The sequence below is a fragment of the Undibacterium sp. RuTC16W genome, from assembly GCF_049339445.1.
In the GTDB taxonomy this organism is placed as follows: Bacteria; Pseudomonadota; Gammaproteobacteria; order Burkholderiales; family Burkholderiaceae_D; genus Undibacterium.
Map to the genome: position 1 here is coordinate 585,164 of NZ_JBMPPE010000001.1, position 20,717 is coordinate 605,880.

At 49.5% G+C, this 20,717-nt stretch carries 16 protein-coding genes; 3 read left to right on the forward strand and 13 right to left on the reverse strand.

What is annotated here, in order from left to right; genetic code table 11:
- Positions 1-3: 3 nt before the first annotated feature.
- Both ACO0K4_RS02635 and ACO0K4_RS02640 read right to left on the reverse strand, forming a co-directional pair.
- The gene (locus tag ACO0K4_RS02635; protein ID WP_422955043.1) at positions 4-981 is read right to left on the reverse strand and encodes an ABC transporter permease; all 978 of its coding nucleotides are present in this window, start codon (positions 979-981) and stop codon (positions 4-6) included.
- Positions 982-1,140: 159 nt separating this feature from the next.
- Positions 1,141-2,733: an ABC transporter substrate-binding protein gene (locus tag ACO0K4_RS02640; RefSeq protein ID WP_422955422.1), complete on the reverse strand. Its 1,593-nt coding sequence runs from the start codon at positions 2,731-2,733 to the stop codon at positions 1,141-1,143.
- Positions 2,734-2,944: 211 nt separating this feature from the next.
- Between ACO0K4_RS02640 and ACO0K4_RS02645 the strand changes: the two genes are divergently transcribed.
- Both ACO0K4_RS02645 and ACO0K4_RS02650 read left to right on the forward strand, forming a co-directional pair.
- Entirely contained in the window at positions 2,945-4,150 is a 1,206-nt protein-coding gene (locus ACO0K4_RS02645; protein ID WP_422955044.1) for a M20 aminoacylase family protein, read from the forward strand.
- A gap of 108 nt (positions 4,151-4,258) precedes the next feature.
- Positions 4,259-4,840, forward strand: a complete 582-nt coding sequence (locus ACO0K4_RS02650) for an ATP-dependent Clp protease proteolytic subunit (protein WP_422955045.1) — start codon at positions 4,259-4,261, stop codon at positions 4,838-4,840.
- 282 nt (positions 4,841-5,122) lie between these two features.
- Here the strand turns inward: ACO0K4_RS02650 and ACO0K4_RS02655 are convergent, their stop codons facing one another.
- The 11 genes from ACO0K4_RS02655 to ACO0K4_RS02705 form a co-directional block, all read right to left on the reverse strand.
- On the reverse strand, positions 5,123-6,862 hold the full coding sequence (locus tag ACO0K4_RS02655) for a methyl-accepting chemotaxis protein (protein WP_422955046.1): 1,740 nt from the start codon (positions 6,860-6,862) through the stop codon (positions 5,123-5,125).
- A gap of 241 nt (positions 6,863-7,103) precedes the next feature.
- Complete coding sequence (locus ACO0K4_RS02660; RefSeq protein ID WP_422955047.1) at positions 7,104-8,708, reverse strand: methyl-accepting chemotaxis protein; 1,605 nt, start codon at positions 8,706-8,708, stop codon at positions 7,104-7,106.
- Between the two features lie 250 nt (positions 8,709-8,958).
- Positions 8,959-9,339 carry a hypothetical protein gene (locus ACO0K4_RS02665; RefSeq protein ID WP_422955423.1) on the reverse strand — a complete coding sequence of 127 codons (381 nt, stop codon included), beginning with the start codon at positions 9,337-9,339 and terminating at the stop codon, positions 8,959-8,961.
- Between the two features lie 43 nt (positions 9,340-9,382).
- Positions 9,383-10,585 (reverse strand): hypothetical protein, encoded by a 1,203-nt coding sequence (locus tag ACO0K4_RS02670; RefSeq protein WP_422955048.1) that lies wholly within the window; start codon positions 10,583-10,585, stop codon positions 9,383-9,385.
- A gap of 445 nt (positions 10,586-11,030) precedes the next feature.
- Positions 11,031-11,273 (reverse strand): TonB family protein, encoded by a 243-nt coding sequence (locus ACO0K4_RS02675; RefSeq protein WP_422955049.1) that lies wholly within the window; start codon positions 11,271-11,273, stop codon positions 11,031-11,033.
- A 66-nt stretch (positions 11,274-11,339) separates the two neighbouring features.
- Complete coding sequence (locus ACO0K4_RS02680; RefSeq protein ID WP_422955050.1) at positions 11,340-12,029, reverse strand: energy transducer TonB; 690 nt, start codon at positions 12,027-12,029, stop codon at positions 11,340-11,342.
- A gap of 255 nt (positions 12,030-12,284) precedes the next feature.
- Positions 12,285-14,507: a TonB-dependent receptor gene (locus ACO0K4_RS02685; protein WP_422955051.1), complete on the reverse strand. Its 2,223-nt coding sequence runs from the start codon at positions 14,505-14,507 to the stop codon at positions 12,285-12,287.
- 164 nt (positions 14,508-14,671) lie between these two features.
- Positions 14,672-16,156, reverse strand: a complete 1,485-nt coding sequence (locus tag ACO0K4_RS02690) for a metallophosphoesterase family protein (RefSeq protein ID WP_422955052.1) — start codon at positions 16,154-16,156, stop codon at positions 14,672-14,674.
- Between the two features lie 211 nt (positions 16,157-16,367).
- On the reverse strand, positions 16,368-16,718 hold the full coding sequence (locus ACO0K4_RS02695) for an energy transducer TonB (RefSeq protein ID WP_422955053.1): 351 nt from the start codon (positions 16,716-16,718) through the stop codon (positions 16,368-16,370).
- Positions 16,719-17,048: 330 nt separating this feature from the next.
- On the reverse strand, positions 17,049-17,534 hold the full coding sequence (locus tag ACO0K4_RS02700) for a methylated-DNA--[protein]-cysteine S-methyltransferase (protein ID WP_422955054.1): 486 nt from the start codon (positions 17,532-17,534) through the stop codon (positions 17,049-17,051).
- Between the two features lie 91 nt (positions 17,535-17,625).
- Positions 17,626-19,116 carry an AlkA N-terminal domain-containing protein gene (locus tag ACO0K4_RS02705; RefSeq protein ID WP_422955055.1) on the reverse strand — a complete coding sequence of 497 codons (1,491 nt, stop codon included), beginning with the start codon at positions 19,114-19,116 and terminating at the stop codon, positions 17,626-17,628.
- A 224-nt stretch (positions 19,117-19,340) separates the two neighbouring features.
- On the opposite strand from ACO0K4_RS02705, the gene ACO0K4_RS02710 reads away from it, so the two are divergent.
- Positions 19,341-20,582, forward strand: coding sequence for an MFS transporter (locus tag ACO0K4_RS02710; protein ID WP_422955056.1), 1,242 nt, complete (start codon positions 19,341-19,343; stop codon positions 20,580-20,582).
- Positions 20,583-20,717: the final 135 nt, after the last annotated feature.

Here is a 20,717-nt window from a genome sequence, read left to right on the forward strand (position 1 = left end):
ATATCAAGCCTTCGCTTCAGAAAGTCGGACTCGTGGATCAAGCAGCGAGTACAAGACGTCGACGATCAAATTGATCAGGATAAACAGAGTCACGATAAGTAACAGGTAGGCCACGATCACCGGACGATCAAGCACGCGGATAGAATCGATGATCAGCTTACCCATACCCGGCCAGGCAAATACGGACTCGGTCACAATCGCAAACGCGATGATGGAGCCGAACTGTAAAGCGATCACTGTGACGATAGGGATCAAAATATTTTTCAGTACATGGACACCGATGATGCGGCTGTTACGCAACCCTTTGGCACGGGCGAATTTGACATAGTCCTGCAATAAGGCTTCCTGCGCTCCGGCACGCGTCAGACGAATCACTAAGGCGACGTTGAACAGGGCCAGATTCAATGCGGGCATCAGGATATGCCGTAAGCCATCCCAGCTTAAAAAACTGACCGGTACGCCGAATAGCAAACTGGTCTCACCACGACCACTGGAAGGTAGCCAGCCTAGCTGTACTGCAAACACCATAATCAGCATCAGGCCAACCCAGAACGTGGGTAAAGAGAAGCCCAGTATCGAGACCGCCATAATCGTTTTTCCGGCAAAGCCGTTAGGACGTAAACCTGCCCACAAACCCAGCGGTACGCCCAACAGTATCGCCATCACGATAGCGCAGACTGCCAACTCCAGCGTCGCCGGCATGCGTTCAAAGATCAGTGCCAGCGCTGGCGTCGAAAAGGCAAACGAACGCCCCATATCACCGCTCAAGGCATTTTTTAAAAAGATCCAATACTGTTCTGGCAACAACTTATCTAGTCCGAACGCAACGATGGTGCGCGCTCTTTCTATCTGATCGGCATCGGGACTGAGCAATACGTCAATCGGATTACCAATCGCATAGACGCCGGCGAATACCAGCAAGGACATCACCAGCAGCACCATGACACTCTGTATCAGACGTCGAATAATAAAAACCAGCATGCAATATCCCTGTCACCACGTAAATAGTCGCTCTGTATCACTATGAAACAGGTGAGAGAGCGAACCGAATTTGCTTTTTTCTGAGGACCTGCGCTCGTTGAGAACTTGGCCGGGGCGACTCTTTACACGACACACCCCGGACACGATCGATTTACAGAATTACTTCGCACTAAATTCATAAGCGTGCGTACGCTCGTCAGTGCGCGGAATATAACTGATATTCTTCTTCATCGCCCAGGTCGTTACCTGCTGATGAATCGGAATAATACCGGCATCGTTGATGACAATCGCTGTCGCATCCTGCAATAACTTCAAGCGCGACTTGTCGTCGACAGTATTCAAGGCTTTGCTCAGGAGTTCATTGACTTTGGGATTGCAGTACTTGAGATAATTATTCCCGCCGTAACCTTTTTCCGGTTCATCACACGCGGCGATTGCACGCAATGGCGATGAGGCTTCACCAGTCTGGGCACCCCATCCCAGCAAACCTAATGAGTATTCACGCTTGACGCCACGCGCGGCGTAGACTGACATCGGTGCGCCTTCTACCTTGGCGACGATACCGATTTTGGACAACATCTGCGCAATGGTCTGAGTAATTTTTTCATCATTGATGTAGCGATTATTCGGCGTATGGATTGTGATGCCAAAACCATTTGCATAACCAGCTTCTGCCATGAGTTTCTTCGCTGCTTCGGGATCGTATTTAACGACTTTCAGATCGGGGTTATGACCGAACAAGGTCAGTGGCACCAGATTATTGGTGGGTTGCGACAAACCTTCCATCACACGATCCTTAATTGCCTCACGGTTAATCGCCATCGAGATCGCTTTACGGACGCGGATGTCTTTCAGCGGATTTTTATCCAGCGGCTTGCCATCTTTGTCTGTCACAAAGGGAGATTTGTCGCGGGAGGTGTCTGGATACAAATAGATCAGGCGATGTGAGACTTTAGAGGTCATCGCGAGGTTAGCGTCACTGCGCACACGGGCTATATCCGGCGTCGGCACATTTTCCAGTGCTTGCACATCACCTGCGAGCAAGGCTGCGATACGGGTTGCACCGTTCGGGATGAAACGTAAGGTCACTTTGCTCCAGTTTGCCGGTTTCTTACCCCAGTAGCCATCGAAACGATCCATCTCAATACGGTCATCACGCAAAAATTTGGCGAACCTATACGGACCAGTACCGACCATTCCCTTACCTGAGGCGAAGTCATCGCTGCTCAATCCTTGCGTGGCTTTTTTAGAGACGATGTAGATCGCGGTCAGATCGGATAGCAGGAGCGGATAGGGTTCTTTGGTCGTCAGACGTATCGTGTAAGGGTCGATGACTTTTTTATTAATGATGGCGCGGGTATAGACATCGAATTTGCCCGGACTGTTGACGATGGTCGCCGGGCGTTCCAGTGACCAGATCACGTCCTCCGCGGTCAGGTCGGAACCGTCATGAAACTTCACACCTTTGCGCAGCTTAACTTCCCAGGTCAGGTTATTGATCAGTGTCCAGGATTCCGCCAGACTGGGAATAAGGCGGCTATCGGCATCCATGGCGACCAGCGTCTCAAACATATGATCAGAGACATTCAGATTAGGAAATAAATTATAAAAATGGGGATCCAGTGATGTCGGCGGCGAACTCATCGCCAATTTGAATTCTTGTGCGAAACTGGCAGGTGCCAAGGCAAATAAAGCACTCAGGCTAGCCGCCAGCACAGCGGCACGAGGGGTGATTCGAATTGCGCGGAACATCGACATAGACAACTCCCTAAGGTTCAGAAAAATACGGACAGCAAGATGGCGTCCGTCATCTCGACAAAAAATGCTTTACACTAAAATAGTACAGAGGCTGAAACTCAGTACGACAATATGACAATCAGCCAGACCAAAAATTTACGCAATTACAACATACACTGCGCCCTATTTTGGCGCAAGACTTGAACGTTGTTGCACGGAGACCGACATGCAAATACTCGATCCTATCGACCCCATTCTCGCTTTTCACAGCGAAATACAGCAAATACGACGTGATATCCACGCCCATCCTGAGCTCTGCTTTGAAGAACACCGCACGTCAGATGTCGTCGCCGGCAAGCTGCAAGAATGGGGCATACCGGTTATTCGCGGTCTCGGCACCACCGGCGTCGTCGGTATCATCAAGCATGGCAGCAGTTCGCGCGCGATCGGCTTGCGGGCGGACATCGATGCACTGCCCATGCAAGAAATCAACAACTTCGCTCATACTTCTAAACATGAAGGCAAAATGCATGCCTGCGGCCATGACGGACATATCGCAATGCTGCTCGGCGCCGCACATTATTTATCACGCCACCCGGTCTTTGATGGCACGGTATATGTGATTTTTCAGCCAGCGGAAGAAGGCGGTGGCGGGGCGAAACGTATGATGGACGACGGCCTGTTTGAGCAATGTCCGATGGATGCGGTATTCGGCATGCACAATTGGCCAGGCGCAGCCGCCGGTAGTTTCGGCGTCACCGCCGGGCCGATGATGGCATCCTCAAATGAATTTGAAGTCATTGTCAAAGGCAAAGGCGCCCATGCAGCGCAACCGCATAAAGGTATTGATCCTATTATCGTCGCCATCCAGATCGCCCAAAGCTGGCAGACCATCATCAGCCGCAATGCCAGCCCGCTGGAGTCAGCCGTGCTGTCAGTGACCCAGATTCACTCAGGCAGTGCAACCAATGTAATTCCTGACGATGCAACGCTGATCGGTACCGTGCGCGGTTTTAGTACAGAAATGATTGATCTCATTGAAAGCAGGATGCAAAAGATCGCCGAACACACCGCCGCTGCCTTTGACGCTCAGGTGGATTTCAAATTCAAACGCAATTATCCACCGCTGATTAATCACGCCAGAGAAACGGCCTTTGCTACGGAAGTCATGCGCTCGGTGGTTGGCGAAGCGCAAGTCAATGACAAGGTTGAGCCGACGATGGGCGCGGAAGATTTTGCGTTCATGCTGCAAGCCAAACCTGGCTGCTACGTGTTTCTGGGCAATGGTGATGGCGAACATCGTGAGATGGGCCATGGCCTCGGTCCGTGCAATCTGCACAATCCCAGTTATGACTTCAACGATGATCTGCTGCCTATCGGTGCGACTTATTGGGTCAGGCTGGCGGAAGCCTACTTGAAAAAAACAATTTGATAGCCATCTATTTGGGTAAATTACCTCGACTAACTTACCTCAGCTAAATTTCAGACTTTTTCCCGAAATTTCACACTCACTTCACAACTAAAGCACAAGGGCATACTCATGGCAGACGATAAAGACAACAACGACGCAGCACGCAGCCCTTTTCTCGAAGAAAAAGCGTTTAAATCACGTACCGTACTGGTATTTGGAACGATCAACGACAAACTCGCCTCCGAAGTCAGCAAACGCCTGATTGCGCTGGCTGCCGAATCCAAGGATCCGATCACCATGCTGGTCTCATCACCGGGTGGCCACGTAGAATCTGGCGATGTGATCCACGACATGGTGCGCTTCATCGATGCACCGGTGAATATGGTCGGTACAGGCTGGGTCGGCAGCGCCGCGGTCAATGTCTTTTTATCGGTACCCAAAGAGCGTCGCTTTTGTCTGACCAATACTCGCTTCCTGATTCATCAGCCTAGCGGCGGCGCAGGCGGACAAGCAAGTGACATCGCCATTCAGGCACGTGAGATCGTCAAAGTCCGCGAGCGTATCGCCGGCTTAATCGCCCGCGAATCTGGCCAGACACTGGAAAAAGTAACCGCCGATATCGACCGCGATTACTGGATGACCGCAAGTGAAGCGCAAGACTACGGTCTGGTCTCGAAGATCATTGTCAAGCAAACTGAACTGGCAGGATAGAACATCGTTCAATACTGCGATTATTCATATACTGGATAGCAGTATTATTTCATGTACTAGGTAAGATATGCGGATTAAGGCATATTTTGATGCATAGCAGGGGGAGTATATTCCGCCCTGCTATTTTTTTGCCTGCACTGGGCAGTTTCTACATCGGGCCGGGATTGAGCGCTTCAAGCGCTTTATGCGCAAATGTAGTCACTATTTAAAAGAGCGGGGTTATCTGGATCAGCGGCCAGGGTGTTATTCAACACCACTTAGCCACCTGTCAGCTTTGCAAACTCAGAACTCTTCCCAATCATCTGTTGCCGCCGCGGTGGCTTTGGGTTTAGCTTCTCCGGTGCTGTTGCTACGCTGAGTCGCGACGGACGGCTTTGATAGGGCGCGGGCAGCGGGTTTAGGCTTTCCTGCAGCAGGCGCAGGACGTGCTGCAACGACTGAAGATTTACGGGTGGCAGGTGAATTGACGCTGACCTGGTCGAGTTTAAATACACTGACGACCTCACTGAGGTTCGCAGCCTGATCCTGCAAGGCTTTTGCCGCTGCCGCTGCCTCTTCAACCAGCGCAGCATTCTGTTGCGTTACCAGATCCATCTGGGCAATCGCCGTGTTGATCTGATCAATCCCTGAGCTTTGCTCGGCGCCAGCCGCCGTGATTTCGCTAATGATGTCGCTTACCCGCTTAACGCTTTCGACGACCTCATGCATCGTACTCCCGGCCTGATCCACCAGCCGCGACCCCTGATCCACTTTGTCGACCGAATCATTGATCAGCTCTTTGATCTCTTTTGCCGCACTGGCAGAACGTTGGGCGAGATTGCGCACTTCGGATGCCACCACCGCGAACCCCCGTCCCTGCTCACCGGCACGGGCAGCCTCAACGGCGGCATTCAATGCCAGAATATTCGTCTGAAATGCAATACCATCGATCACACCGATGATGTCGACGATTTTTTTCGATGAGGCATTGATCGACCCCATGGTATCGACCACTTGCGAGACCACATCACCACCTTTCATGGCGACCTGCGTCGCAGAGATTGACAACTGATTCGCTTGCCGCGCGTTGTCGCTATTGTGCCTGACGGTCGAAGTAATTTCTTCCATGGAGGACGCGGTTTCTTCCAATGAACTGGCCTGGGTTTCGGTGCGGTTGGACAGGTCCATATTTCCTTCCGCGATTTGCATCGACGCCGAGGCAATTTGATCGGTACCGCTACGGACTTCAATGACAACTTTCAGCAAACTGGCGTTCATTTCTTTCAGCGCCTGTAGTAACAGGCCCGTCTCGTCTTTGCTGGTGACATCGATCTGGCTGGTCAGATCACCGGATGCCACCGTTTGCGCCACCTTGACTGCATGCTGCAAAGGGCTGGACACAACGTCGGCAATCCAGTAAGCAAGTGTGAGGCCTAACACAATACTCGCGGTCAACACACCGATAATCCACAGACGGGAACTCTTGTACACCTCAGTGCCACGTTGATATGATGCCGCGCCGCCTTCACTGTTGAGCTTCACCAGTTTATCGACCATTGTGCGAATTTGGGCATTCAACTTGGACGACTCATTGCGTAAGATGGCTGTCGCATCCTTGGTGTTACCTTCACGCGCCAGCGTCGCCATTTTTTCAGAGATGGCAAGATAGTTACCCATTAATTTCAGGTACTCATCAAACTCGACTTTTTCTTGCGGTGAGCTAATTAAAGCCTGATATTTTTTTTCGTTTTCTTTGAGTCCGACAACTGCCTCTTTGACCCGTCCGGCATATTTGTCAGCCTCTTCCGGACTTTCAGCAGAGACCACTTGCGCCTCTTGTGAGCGGATGCGCGATACGCGCTCTTTAATACCCATCGCCGCATCGACGCTAGGCATCCAGTTGGTGCCGAGATCGGTCGTTGTCTGATTGACCTGCGCTAATTGATAGATGGAGAACACACCGAGAAAGCAAGTGAGCAACAGTAAGATGATAAAGCCCACAAACAGTTTTGCCGAAATCCTCAAGTCATAAAACAATTTCATGGTGAGTCCTTCCAATGAGGTACTAACAATGGGGAATTGCCAAACAAGATGCCGAAAACAAAAGTGCAGATAATAAATATACGCGTGATTACGGAAAAAATATATGTTTTGCAGCGCGAGATAAGAGTATTTTTCTACTAATACATCTACGAATATGCTGACGTAAAAAAACCCGCCTGGTCTATGTCAGGCGGGTTTTTAGCAAGAAGAATTATAGCTATTTTGATATTAATTTATGACTTTAATCCATCCCTATCGCTCTTGGCCGGTGGCCTTGCGTCTTAACTGCCGGACTCGCTGGACGGGCAATAGGGCCACGGGCGGATGAGGTTGCTGACAGTTTGAATACATCAAGTGCGCTGGTCAGATGATCGGCCTGCTCCTCGAGAGATTCGGCGGCAGCAGCAGCCTCCTCCACCAATGCGGAGTTTTGCTGCGTCATCTCATCCATCTGACCGATGGCAATACTGACTTCCTGGATGCCAGAACTTTGTTCCTGGCTGGCAGAGGTAATCTCAGCCATGATATCGCTGACGCGTTTGACTGATGCGACAATCTCATCCATTGTATTGCCAGCCTGATCCACCAGACTCGAACCGATATTCACTTTATCAACAGAATCACCAATCAGGGTTTTGATCTCTTTGGCTGCCGCTGCACTACGCTGCGCTAAATTACGTACCTCAGCAGCAACAACCGCAAAACCACGCCCCTGCTCACCGGCACGAGCCGCTTCCACCGCGGCGTTCAGTGCAAGAATATTCGTCTGGAAAGCAATACCGTCAATCACGCCGATAATGTCGACGATTTTTTTCGATGAATGATTAATCTCTGCCATCGTCGTGACAACCTGACTCACGACCTGACCGCCTTTTACCGCCACATCCGATGCGCTTTCAACCAGCTGATTCGCCTGACGCGCGTTATCAGCATTTTGCTTAACGGTATCGGTCAGGGTTTCCATCGAGCTTGAGGTTTCTTCCAGACTGCTCGCTTGTGATTCTGTACGACTGGACAAGTCGGCGTTGCCGGATGCGATTTCTGCACTGGCAACTTTGATGGTTTCTGCCGAGGTTTTGATATCTGCAACCATGTGTTGCAAACGCTCCTGCATTTCTTTGAGCGCCGCCAGTAAACTGCTGGTATCGCCCGCATCCATATCGATATTCATGCTCAAATCACCTGCAGCAACCGCTGCTGCAATTTCACGCGCATATTCCGGTTCACCACCCAATTGCTGCCAGATCGTACGCACGACGAAGAATGAGACAATACCAAGAGACACCGTTACGATCAGGGCAACCAAGATGCTGGTGTAAAGTACATTGCGCACATTGTCACCACTTTTTTCAACCCCTGAAGCAAATTGCTTTTGCGCGCTCTCTACCGTTTTTGCCAAATCAGCCTCTAGTATTTTTAAAGCACTTTGCATTTTGCCGATTTCAGCCTGAGGATCGCCTTGCTCAATCTCCATCATGATCTTGGCAACTTTGATGGCAGGTGCGTAGTAGGCGTCAAATTCACCAGTCAACTTATCTGCAATTGCTTTTTGCCCCGGAACTTCACCAAGTTTTTGCAGTTTTTCTTTAACTTTTTTGGCGCTCTCGGCAACCACATCAATACGCTTTTTATCGCCTTCGGATACAGCATCTTTGAGTGCATCGGTCAGGCCACGCACATCGGCAGAAAGAATCTTCGCTCTATCGAGTACCGGATAGTCCACATTTTCAGTTGTCTTAATTGAGGATATAGCTGTCGTAGAAAAATATACACTGACGGCAAGTCCCACGCCAAAGATTACTGTTGCGATGATTGGTAATGCCCAAATTCTGCGTTTGATACTCATATCGTGCGCCTTTAATTATGTCTGTATGTATTGGTTATTATTAAAAAGTGCTGATTAAATTCGTATGGATAAACTTATATGGATTGCATCTGGATGAATCATCAGGGAATAATCAAATCCACCACGCGGCTATGTGATTGATTTGATTGTTGCTTATATCAATCCCTCATCCACGATTGATCTGAGAGATGGCAAAGTCGTGTTCCGAGACGGGCAATACGACTTACACCGGTCATGCATTATTTTTCCATTATGGCAAAGTCGCGACTACTTTAACGGAAGAATCTACTGCTGATTTTTCAATATAACCGATGAGATTAGGGTCTGCAGCGACTGCTTTCTTGACGTCAGCACTCGATCCATACTCTTTTGGCAAAGTCCCTTTACCGGTAAAAACCAGTTTTGACCAGATCGCCTTTACCTGCGAAGCCTCTTTGTCAGCGAGCTTTTTATAAAACTCACCGCGTATCGATGAGCTCTCAGGTTGGTCGACCGGAGTCAGTGCCGTGGACTTACCCAAAAAGTATTGCGCCGCCTGCTCTGAACTCATTTGCGGCGCTGCATTTTTTGGATTGACGACGACGACGACCTCAGCAGCCATCACTGTTGCAGTCGCAGCAGTCAGGGTCATGGCCAACAGTATTGTTTGAATTGTTTTCATATCGGCTCTCTCCTTAAAATACAAAATCAATAGCAGCCGCGAACACGGTCACAGGACCCGTGAAGCCTGGCTTAGGATTGAGAAAAGTTCCAGATCCGCTATCCGGAGAAAAACGATCTAGTTGCAATTTCAGATCCGCAGATTTACTGAAATCCCAGCGCAGACCAACACTGTTGCTAGTTTGAATCGGCGCAAGGGAGGCAAACGTGTTCGCACCAGCAGTCAGCCCAGCAAGAGGGCCTGTCGTTGGCAAACCGGCGATTGTTCTTGGACTATCCTGCTTCACAGAAGCGTGGTGATAGTAAGGTGTAAATTTACCCATGCGATAGCCGAACATCGTGTACCAGGAAGTTGTGTCTGGTAGTGACAGGCTCTCAGATTTGCGAACACCGTATTCCGACTGAACAATCACGTTTTTCCAATCAACCCCTAAACCAAGCGAAGTAAAACTCGCCTTGTTATCGTGAATTTTCAAGCTATTCGCCGCAGACACAAAACCATATTTGGTCAAGCCACCGACAACAGCATTGAGGGATACGGAATCATCAACATCAAATTTGGTGGCGATATGACCAAAACGTACTGTAAATGGACCGTTTTCCAGAACCAGGTTAATCCCGGCAATACTGGTGAATTTAGCCGTATAAGAATTACCGTTACCTTTGGTTTCGGACTTGCCGATTGCGACTTGACTAGTCAGTGTACTGTCGCCAAATGAGGTTTGGTAAATCGCGTCAATACCGTCTACATTTTGCAAATTGACCTGGCTATACATTTCAACCGGAGGACGCAAATACGTATTTGAGTAACCGACATTGAGGTAATCGGAGATCATGTAGACGGGTAAACCCATGCGTCCTACGCGGATGCTCAGATTGTCAGTTGCCTTAAATTTGGCGAACGCCCAGGCCAGTTCTGCACCAAATTCATCGGTAACATGCTTGCTGACCAAGCCCTGTCCGGTCAACGATAACCAGTCATTCATCTTGGCTGTCGCCTGAATGCCAAAGTTAGAATCGACGCCCATTTTTGCACTCGATTTGACGCCGGCCAATTGCCCGACACGCGCGAATTCTGCGTCATCTGTATTTGACCGCGTCAGTGCAGCCGTACCAAAACCGCTGATAGTGACTGTGGGACCATCAGTCGAGTCGGCGTAGGCACTTGAGATTGCCAGAGGCAGTGCCAGCAAAGCCAGATAAGGTGTTAATTTCATTTTCTCTCCTTGAGTTTTTTCGTTCACGCGAATTTCTTCCTTGAACTACAACAATCATTTGCTGGCGGAAGATGCGCAGAAATGAGGTGAAAAGCAGAAATGTGCTAACGGCATTGGCACACTTCGGGCGAAGCCGAAGATTGCCATAAGGCAATTTTATAATCTAGCAAAGTTGACACTTTTTATCATTTCCAGCCCAGATTAGACGATTAGAAGTATTAATCAAGTTAACCCAAATTTTCCTAACCGTTTCACAACAAATTTGTGACTTTTGTTATCCTTTCTGGCCTGCCATTCAAGTTTGGTTTAGAGTAGTTAGTTAAGTATTTCCGGTTAAACCCGCATCCCGCCTCAGGTCTACTTCTGCAATCTGGTTGATCTCTGTTCGCAACATCAATACTCGCTTGCAAACAAATTTACTCCCTATAAATACCCTCATTGAAGTTCAATTATTTTGCTTCAATACGAACTCAATGATCGTTGTTTGCGGACTGGATATTGGCGCATAACGCCATTGTGAGGCCGCGGTGATAACGTCTTTATCAAAGTATTTCAAAGGCTTTGACTTGATAACATCGACCTGATTTACTTTACCATCAATACCAATATGAATACGTGCGCTAACTAGACCCTCAGTCACACCCGCCTGAAGTGCAGTCTGCGAAAATACTGGCTGTACGCTGGACATCAACTTCAATGCATTTTGAAAATTGAAGTCCACCACTTTAGTTTGTGGGGCAGTTAGCGGCGCATATCACCACTGCGATGCTGCGGCAATCACTTCTTTATCAAATACCTTGACTGGCCTCGCCTTAAGGATTTCGACTTGCGTGACTTTACCGTCGATACCGATGCTGAGGCGCGCACTGACACTCCCTTCTGTTACTCCGGCAAGTACCGCCGCAGCGGGAAATGCGGGCGGCGTACCCGAAATCAGCTTCGGCACCACCAGATCCAGTACAGGTTGAACCGATGTAGTTGGTAATGTAGTGGCTGGCGGAAGCACAGGTGCAGGCGGTAAAGCCGCTGGCTGGGGCATCTTCTGTACGTTAGAAGCAGCAGTAGCTGCAGAAAGCTGAACCGCAACTGCAGGCAAAGATTTGGGCTGATCATGCAGCGGCACTGATTTAATATCCGGCGATTTGGCTTCCGGTGCTGACTTGAGCTCGCGTTCTGAGAGAGTATCTTTTAGTTGTTTTTGCTTGGCCTCTTCCGCCAGTTGAGCCGGAGTTTTGGTCGATGCCATTTCCATCCATCTGGTCACATCGGCAGTTTCTTCAGTGTGCCGTATCGCGTTTTTTACCAACCCGGTCGGTGCCGACGGAGCCTGGGAAGAGTTGGACGCCGTGCTGGATGCCGATTCCGTTACGGATTTTTTTTGACATGCTGTCAGGATCGCAATGGTGCAAAAAAAGCACAAGCCTATTTCAACAGAACGTCTCATTGCCCGGCCTCCGTTTATCTTACTTATCGCGCGTTGACATCAACCAGTACCAGATTTTTTATACTTCTATCTATACCTGGCTCGTTGAGTTCATACTAAATCGATAAATGATTTTGAGCAAATAGTGTCGGGAGTGTGAGTTGTTTATCTAACGCATTCTAGTTCTTTAATTATTGTCATTGCAGGGCAACGGGTTAAAACAAAAACCCCTTCTTTTCAGGGAAGGGGTTTCGTATATTTGGCTCTGATCAGTTGTTAGAAATCGGCACTGATCGAAACGCCCCAGCTGCGCTCAGCCTGAAAACCGTATTGATCGAACGCGACACCTTTACTATTGGCAGATACCGACGTCACGTCCTGCTTGTTCAGCAGATTATTGATACCGATCTGTGTCTTGACGTTTTTGACCATGGCTCCGAGTTCTTTCCAGCGATAACCGATGGTCAGGTCGGTGGTCGTGTAGGCAGCGATTTTATATGCTGCCGGTTCACCGTCCTTGCCGTATTGGGATCCGACTTTTTTTGCAATCAGCGATCCATACAAACCGTTAGCTTTGTAAAGGACGCCAAATGCTGAAGTCGACTCTGGCGCTTTCGCGACCTGAAGATTGGTATCTTTGGTTTTTGCGCTGTTAATTGATCCATTCACATGCAAAGAAAAACCACTGCCTACATAGTAAGTCGCCGCCGCTTCCACACCTTTATAAACAACACCACCCTGGTTGTAATACACCAGATCATTGCCGGTACCCGTGGACGCAATTTTGTTATTGAAGTCGATGTAGTACACATCCGCATCAAATGTCAGGTTGTTAGACTGATGCACGGTACCCAACTGATAATTCGTCGAGGTCTGCGGTTTAGGTGTGCTCAGGTTAGGATTGTTCACATAGAACATCGACAAATCCGGCACCAAAAAGCCTTTAGCAACCTGCGCATATGCTGACCATTCTTTACTGACGCTGTAATTCACGGTCAGGAAAGGGAGCGTGGTCGAGTAGGTCTGATCTGCTTGAGTAGGAATACGCGTTGTCTGATTGACCGGGGCGTCCAAAGAGCGCTGGAAATTCACATACTTCACGCCAGGCGTTACTGTCCACTGAGGTGCGACTGCCCATTCAAATTCAATAAAAGGCTGGTACTGCTTCCATGAGGAACGCTGATCGTAAGAAACCGTTTTTGGTGCTGTCGATTCCTTCGGATTGGGCACGCCTAATGTCCAGTCAAGATCATACGTATGACGGTTGGTGTTTGAGCTTTCCAGCCAGATACCAGTGCGCAGCAAACCGGCGTCGAATCTATTCGTTGCCTTGAAAATATCACCGTTCACGCGATACGAATTCAGCTTGTTATAACCGGGAACATTCTTGTTGCCTGCCGGTCCGGCTTTTGTGCCGTTAGCGGTAGCACCGCTGGCATCCTGACCAGAATAGGTATCGTTGTTGTAGGCGTAGGTGTACAACACATTGTCGATGCCCCAACCTGCCAATTTTGTTTGCAGGCGGATATATTCAAAATCTGTTGTCTTATTATTGTAGTTATAACCAAAATAATTCTGGCTTGTTGGATCATTGTTCAAAGCGTAGTTTTTGCCAAACTGCGCAACCTGACTCAGGGTCGCGGGTCCTTTATCCGGCACGTAGCTATGGATTTTGTTATAGGTGGAAAATACCGTAACGACGGTGTCGCTGCCAAAATTGCGCTGCGCCTTAAACTGATAATTGTCTTCGGTCACGCCGCTGTATGACAGATAGCCGTCAGTGCTTAAACGCGAGGCGTTAAACATGAAGCTCATGTCACCGAAATTGGCGAGCTGGCCACTATCAATCTGTGCGCCCAGCATCTTGGTATTCCATGAACCAAACGTTGCGTACGGGGTGAAATGGAAGTCTGGCGATAATTCTTTAGAAAACAGATTGATAGATCCGCCAAAAGTCGCCTGCCCAAGATTGCTGGCGTTACCCGGACCGCGCTCAATCACCATGCCGCCGATAATCCGTGCCGGGAAATAGGAGGTGGAATGATGAGTAGGATTGTTGGTATCGCCAAAAGGGATACCGTCATACGTCATATTATATTCGCCGTCCTGAAAACCACGCAGGGTGACTTTCGTTTCTGCAAGACCAGGGCCATTTGCAGAAACGCCGCCGCCAACGCTAGGGGCGATACGGGCGACCGCATTAAAGTCGGCGAGCGGTGTCACGGCTTGTTCAATAAAGGTGGCGGTGATGATGGACTGCGGTTGCGTCGCTTTTAAGGACGCCTGAACCGGTGCACGATTAGCGGCACTGGAACCGGTAATCACTACTTTGTCCTTAATTGCATTGGCATCCAGTGCAGACCCGGATTCAACTATGGCATCTTGTGCCGGTATCATGCTCTGCGCCTGGGAATAGGTTTGCGCGGTCATTAAGCTGACGGCGACCAATACTTGTGCCGACATGACGCGACGGGTAAATTGCTGCTTGCGATCCATCATATTGCCTTCCTGATTATTTCTCGGTGGGTAAAAATTCCACGAGTGTAGGAAAGCGCTGTGACGTGATGATGAAAAAAAAATGACAATTCAATGACACTACAACAAAAAAACGGAGTACTTGACTCCGCTTTTTTGTTCATTTTTTGGTACAGCTTATACTTTGCTTATTGTGCTATGAGTTTGCATTTTGTCTTGCCATTCGACATCAGACATGCCGTCATGAGTTTGCCCGTCTTGTCCCAGGACTGCATTTTCCAGCCCTCAGTGATCCGCTCCATAGTCATGAATCCGACTTCATTCGAATTACTAAAATGATCGACCTCGGCAGCAGGAAAAGGTGTCGTACCAGCAGGTATCTGATTTGGCAACGCCTGATCCAGAGAGGACCCTCCGTTACCGGAGACGAATTGTGTCGGATGACCGGATGTAAAACTAACCGCCTCAAACAAATGCACATGGCCAGATAAGGTCGCCTGCACTTTACTTGGAAACAGTCGTACCGGATGATAATTTTGCATCAGGCTTTGCAGAGCCGGGTTGCCTGGTCTAAATTCGACGGCTTCCCCTTTTTTCCGGTCTGACGCAAATCCGAGTATCGGATGATGATTGATAAAGAAATTAAAATCCGCCTGCTCTGACAACTGATTTACCATCTGAAATTGTTGCATATAAATTGCATAGGCAGGATCCGTTTTCGCGATTGCTTTACCCGGAATTTTGGCAGAATCAAACACAATGAGTTGTGCGTTTTGTTCTCCAAATTTCCCTAATGGCACGGCATAAGGTGGACTGTAGTCACCGCGCATATCGTCCTGCTCCAGATTACAGTCACGGCCCGCCTGTATAGGTCGCGGGTCCATCATGCGCCACCAGCCTTGTCCTGCGCGGATACAGGATTCATGGTTGCCGCGGACAACAACCCAGGGAGCGACTTTGAGCAAAGGGGCTGCCGGTGTAAAAAAATCTGCCCTCCAGGTATCCCAGCCATAACCCCATGGACTGCCTGCGCATTCAGCGTTACCTTCAGGGCAACGATTCTCACGGTAGTGATAATCGCCGACGTGAATCACCAGATCAGGTTTGAATTCTGCCGCCGTTTTGATCACATCATAAAAAGCCCATTTAGTCGCATCATTGCATGGTTGAAAATAATTATCGGCTTTCTTCAGGCGACAACCGGTATCGCCGATCACCAGAATTTTTTGCGGTACCTGCTTCGGTAAGGGCAAAGCCTGGCCATTGATACTGGCTACTCTGGTTGCCGGATTGAGGATCGCTTCACAAGTCAACACAGGAAAATCTGATGCTTTGGAGTCCTCGGCACTACTCGCCGTCTTACGTTGTGCGACGCTGCCCGAGGCAGCACGTATCGTCATAGTCTGGGCAACGCCGTCTTGTATCAGAACTGGGCAAACAGTTGCTCCGGTAATACTGCGGGCAATCGCCTGGCCTTGTTCACCCAATACGACCCAGTTAAATCCTTGTTCTGAAACAGGCGCAAGTTGGGATACTGCCGATGTTTGTGATGATACAGAGGTGACAGAAGTCACCGGTGCCGTCGTACTACAGGCACTCAGTACGCCAATCAGGCCGACGCTAATGAAACGCTGAACGCGGTATAACGAGGTAAAAGAAAAACCATGCTTCATGAAATATCCCGGGCTATCAATGACGAAAAAAATGTGCAATATAGCTTAACCGTAATTTGTTTCCGGGAGATGAATCGGGATTGTATATTCTTGTAACCTGGGATTATTGATTAATCTGCACAGAGTATGTAATACGTCAGAAAAGTTTTTTCCTGACGACGGGTCAACAAAAAAGGAGCCATTACTGACTCCTTTTTTGCATGGCTCAACATTATTGCATGACCCAGGCGAAAGAAATATTGTCCCATTTATTCGGCTTGCTCTGACTGGCGAGGGACTTGAAATTACATTCTTTCAAGGCCGTGAGAGACGCATTATCGAGGCTGCGATAGCCACTGGATTTGACCACCTTTGCGTCAACCACCTTACCCTCTTCGTTCGTCATGAACTGTAATTTCACCAGACCTTCTTCACTCAGGATGATCGATTTATCAGGGTAAGCAGGAACATCGCAGCTCTTGGTTTCAAACGGATTTTTTGCCTCGCTGGCAAAAGCTTGCGCAGAAACTATAGACATAAACAAGGTAGAGATAACGCACAAACGGCGAGTGGTAATGAACATAAGTCCTCCGAAAATTTGACATGAGAGTGAAGTAAATAGGGCCGCAATAGTGGCTGCAAGATGTTTGATTCGTTCCCTAAAACACTGCAGGTAGATTCACTATAATGAGCAATTCATCTCATTAAAAATTGATTATTCGAATAGGAGGTATTCGCAAAAACCATAATAGTTGCCTTGCATCAAGACGGTGCGAGAAGGCGTAATGCTTGATATTACTTTTCTCCAGGCCAGTGCAGATATCGTCTGCGCGGCACTATTGATGCACTTTTTTTATCTGACTTGGTGCAATAAATTTTTCTGTTTTATTTTAAAAAAGACTGGCTTTTTACCTCAGGCGAATAAACGTGTGCCCTCTAACGCTAACAAGCGCTGCTTGTTTTGTATACCTCCGGCATACCCGGTCAATGCGCCATTGCCTGCAATTACGCGATGGCAGGGGATAATGATGGAAATAGGATTGCGCCCGTTGGCAGCACCCACCGCGCGTACAGCCGCCGGGTGATGAATCTGTTTCGCCAGTTCGCCGTAACTGAGGGTGGTGCCATAAGGGATGCGGCGCAAGACTTGCCAGACCGTTTGCTGAAATGCAGTGCCAGCCGAGCAATCCAGCGGCAAATCAAAGTCTTGTCTTTGCCCCGCGAAGTACTCAGCAAGTTGATGTCGTGTCTGCTGCAAGACAAGATGATCCGCTTGCTCATGCCAGCCTTGAGATCCTTTAAAATGTTTATGCTCTTCAAAATAAACGCCCGCCAAACCTTGCTCACTGGCGGCAATTAATAACGCGCCGACCGGGCTTGGATAATTCAAATAAAACATCGTCGTTTCCTTATTTATTAAATTCAACATTTTCTGCGCATGGACGAACCTGCTGGTCCTTACTCTTACTTATTACTGACTTGTTCCTCACTTATTCCTTGCTTAGCGAGTGCCATAACAGTAAGGCTGCATACGCGCGCCAGGGAGACCATACGGCAGCACGCACCAACAATTGTTTTTCAGTCAGACGGGTATCCGGTGCAATCGCCGCTGCTTTTTGTAAAGCCAGATCACCTGCCGGAAACGCATCGGGATAACGTAGTGCGCGCAAAGCGATGTATTGCGCCGTCCATTCACCGATACCGGCTATGGTTTTTAGCTCAGTGACGACATCGTCAAAACCCCGGCCTGATTGTCTTTGCAAACCTCCGCTCAATGCAAAACGGGCGACGTTTTGTATCGTCGCAGCGCGCGTCCTGGGAACACCAATTCCGGCGATGTCTTCCACCGGCAAGCCGGCAAGCCGCTCCGGGCTGGGAAAATGAAAACCTACTGCAGCAAACGGCGTGCAGAGCGGTTCACCAAATCGTTGCACCAGACGCCCCGAAACAGTCGTAGCACCGGCAACGCTGACTTGCTGCCCGAGTACCGCACGGATAGCTAATTCAAATACATTAAAAGCACCAGGCACCCGCAAACCCGGCGTCCGCGCTAGCTGTACCGCCAATAAAGGATCGGTCGCCAGATGCGCTTGAATCACGACAGGATTAGCCTCCAGATCGCATAATTGTCTGACCTTGGCAATCAGCGGCATCAGCACGGTGGACAGGCCAGGAGACACCTGTAAAGCAATCTGTTGTTTGTCAGGCAGGTGGCTGATTTGCAGCCAGCCGGTTTTACCTTCAAGCTGGACGCTGCGCACGTACGAGGCTTTACCGTTCTGCTCAATCACGGCTTCCAGCCCCGGCATGGCCCGACCGCGCAGATACGCCAGCAGGGCGTCCCAGGCAAACGGTGGCCGGTAAGCCAGGCGCAATACCAGTCCGTCGCTCTCCGCAGCAGCGGTACGGCGTATCGATCCGGGTGCCATTTTGTAACGCTCAGCAAATAAGGCGTTGAAGCGGCGCACACTGCCGAAGCCTGCGGCATACGCGACGTCCGTCATCGGCAGATGCGTCTCCTGCAATAATTTTTTGGCGAATAACAGACGCTGTGTCTGCGCTAATTCGACCGGAGTCACTCCAAACTGTTGCTGCAATACGCGTCGTAACTGGCGCGACGATAGGCCGACCTGCTCCGCAAGCGCTTCAATTCCACCTTCATTCAATGCGCCTGCAGCGATACGTTGCCACACGGCATATGCCAGATTTTGCTGAAGTGCATAGGGCGCTAATTCAGGGCGACAACGCAGACAGGGACGAAAACCTGCGGCTTCGGCTGCCGCTGCAGAGCTGTAAAAACTGCACGATGATGCGCGCGGCGTTCTGACGGAACAGATAGGGCGGCAATAGATTCCTGTCGTACTGACGCCAGTAAAAAAGACGCCATCGAAACGACTGTCTTTGGCAGACAACGCCCGATAGTAATAATGATCACGCTCAGCGTCATCCTGAAAATGTGAGGGGAAAGCGAAAGTATCCATAAACATCTTTATACGGCATTCTCCTGAGACGATCTAGCCGTTTTCGGACAGATCAGGCTGATGATGCCCGACTTTTCTGAGCAGCTGAGCAGCTAAGCATCTGGCTGTTACTGCATCAGATACCGTACCAAAGCGTCATGGTCAAAGCAGCAGTCCACATGACAATGCAGTTTGCGCTACACTCGATTTCCGGCTTTGCTTACTCGTTTTTTGCGAAATCTCTTATGACCTCCTCCACATCCCCCAATTCCACTGCGCCTGTCAGCGCCCCAGATCTGAAAACCGTTCTGCTGGCGAGCGGTTTTATCCTGACCCTGGCAATGGGTGTACGACACGGTTTCGGCTTCTGGCTGCAACCGATCTCACAGGCACATGGCTGGACACGCGAAACCTATTCGCTTGCCAACGCGATGCAAAATCTGATGTGGGGCGTCTTTGGTCCGTTCGCCGGAATGGTGATCGACAAATTTGGTACGGCACGGGTGATTGTGGTTGGCGCGTTCTTATATGTCGCGGGATTATTGTGGATGGCGACGGTTGATCAGCCGGGCTTATTTATCATGGGATCCGGTATCTTGATTGGTGCGGCGCTGGCATGTACCTCATTCGGTGCTGTCAGTGGCATCATCGGCCGCAGTGCGCCCGAGGCCAAGCGCTCATGGGCGTTTGGCATGTCCTCTGCAGCCAGCTCCTTCGGCCAGTTTGTGATGATGCCGGTCGAACAGCAACTGATCAATCACACGGGCTGGCAAAATGCGTTTTATATCTTAGCCGCCATGCTGCTGGCAGTCATGCTGCCTATGGCCTATAAGCTGCGCGAACCGCCGCTGGTGCATGCAAGCGGTCCACAGCAAAGTATCATGGAAGCGATCCGCGAAGCCTTTGCTTACAAGCCTTTTTTGCTGTTAGTCGCCGGCTATTTTGTATGCGGCTTCCAGGTGGTATTTATCGGTGTACATATGCCGGCATATCTGAAAGATAAAGGCATCATGGATCCGAATGTGGCGGTGATCGCTCTGGCGCTGATCGGTTTGTTTAATATTTTCGGTTCTTACTATGCAGGCAAACTCGGTAGCATGTTTCCCAAGCGCTATTTGTTATCGTCAATTTATATCAGTCGCAGCGTCGTCATCGGTCTGTTTCTGCTGGCGCCGTTATCTGCGTATTCTGTGTATGTTTTTGCTGCCGCGATGGGGGTGTTATGGCTGTCGACTGTGCCGCTGACTAACGGCGTCATTGCCGGAATTTTTGGCCTCAAATATCTATCAATGCTGTCGGGCTTCGTGTTCTTTTCGCATCAGGTGGGCAGCTTCCTCGGTGTCTGGCTGGGCGGTTATATCTATACCCGCATGGGTAATTATGATGTGGTCTGGATGGTCGTTCTGGCACTGGGAGTATTTGCGGCATTGGTGAATCTGCCTATCAATGAGAAATCCATCGCGCGCATGGCTGCCGTCGCGGCTTGATATGAAAATACGTCTGACATGGCCAGGCACCCTGTACGCCCTGATATTGGCAGCGGTGCTGTTGTTCACGTTCATGGCGTATTTACAGCCTTCATTTATTCTGGATCTCGCCAACCGTTTTGTACTTTGCTGACA

What these genes read in the sequence shown, in the direction of transcription:
- ACO0K4_RS02635 (WP_422955043.1), bottom strand. Translation starts at nt 981, where the DNA reads ATGCTGGTTTTTATTATTCGACGTCTGATACAGAGTGTCATGGTGCTG.
- ACO0K4_RS02640 (WP_422955422.1), bottom strand. Translation starts at nt 2,733, where the DNA reads ATGTTCCGCGCAATTCGAATCACCCCTCGTGCCGCTGTGCTGGCGGCT.
- ACO0K4_RS02645 (WP_422955044.1), top strand. Translation starts at nt 2,945, where the DNA reads ATGCAAATACTCGATCCTATCGACCCCATTCTCGCTTTTCACAGCGAA.
- ACO0K4_RS02650 (WP_422955045.1), top strand. Translation starts at nt 4,259, where the DNA reads ATGGCAGACGATAAAGACAACAACGACGCAGCACGCAGCCCTTTTCTC.
- ACO0K4_RS02655 (WP_422955046.1), bottom strand. Translation starts at nt 6,862, where the DNA reads ATGAAATTGTTTTATGACTTGAGGATTTCGGCAAAACTGTTTGTGGGC.
- ACO0K4_RS02660 (WP_422955047.1), bottom strand. Translation starts at nt 8,708, where the DNA reads ATGAGTATCAAACGCAGAATTTGGGCATTACCAATCATCGCAACAGTA.
- ACO0K4_RS02665 (WP_422955423.1), bottom strand. Translation starts at nt 9,339, where the DNA reads ATGACCCTGACTGCTGCGACTGCAACAGTGATGGCTGCTGAGGTCGTC.
- ACO0K4_RS02670 (WP_422955048.1), bottom strand. Translation starts at nt 10,585, where the DNA reads ATGAAATTAACACCTTATCTGGCTTTGCTGGCACTGCCTCTGGCAATC.
- ACO0K4_RS02675 (WP_422955049.1), bottom strand. Translation starts at nt 11,273, where the DNA reads ATGTCCAGCGTACAGCCAGTATTTTCGCAGACTGCACTTCAGGCGGGT.
- ACO0K4_RS02680 (WP_422955050.1), bottom strand. Translation starts at nt 12,029, where the DNA reads ATGAGACGTTCTGTTGAAATAGGCTTGTGCTTTTTTTGCACCATTGCG.
- ACO0K4_RS02685 (WP_422955051.1), bottom strand. Translation starts at nt 14,507, where the DNA reads ATGATGGATCGCAAGCAGCAATTTACCCGTCGCGTCATGTCGGCACAA.
- ACO0K4_RS02690 (WP_422955052.1), bottom strand. Translation starts at nt 16,156, where the DNA reads ATGAAGCATGGTTTTTCTTTTACCTCGTTATACCGCGTTCAGCGTTTC.
- ACO0K4_RS02695 (WP_422955053.1), bottom strand. Translation starts at nt 16,718, where the DNA reads ATGTTCATTACCACTCGCCGTTTGTGCGTTATCTCTACCTTGTTTATG.
- ACO0K4_RS02700 (WP_422955054.1), bottom strand. Translation starts at nt 17,534, where the DNA reads ATGTTTTATTTGAATTATCCAAGCCCGGTCGGCGCGTTATTAATTGCC.
- ACO0K4_RS02705 (WP_422955055.1), bottom strand. Translation starts at nt 19,116, where the DNA reads ATGGATACTTTCGCTTTCCCCTCACATTTTCAGGATGACGCTGAGCGT.
- ACO0K4_RS02710 (WP_422955056.1), top strand. Translation starts at nt 19,341, where the DNA reads ATGACCTCCTCCACATCCCCCAATTCCACTGCGCCTGTCAGCGCCCCA.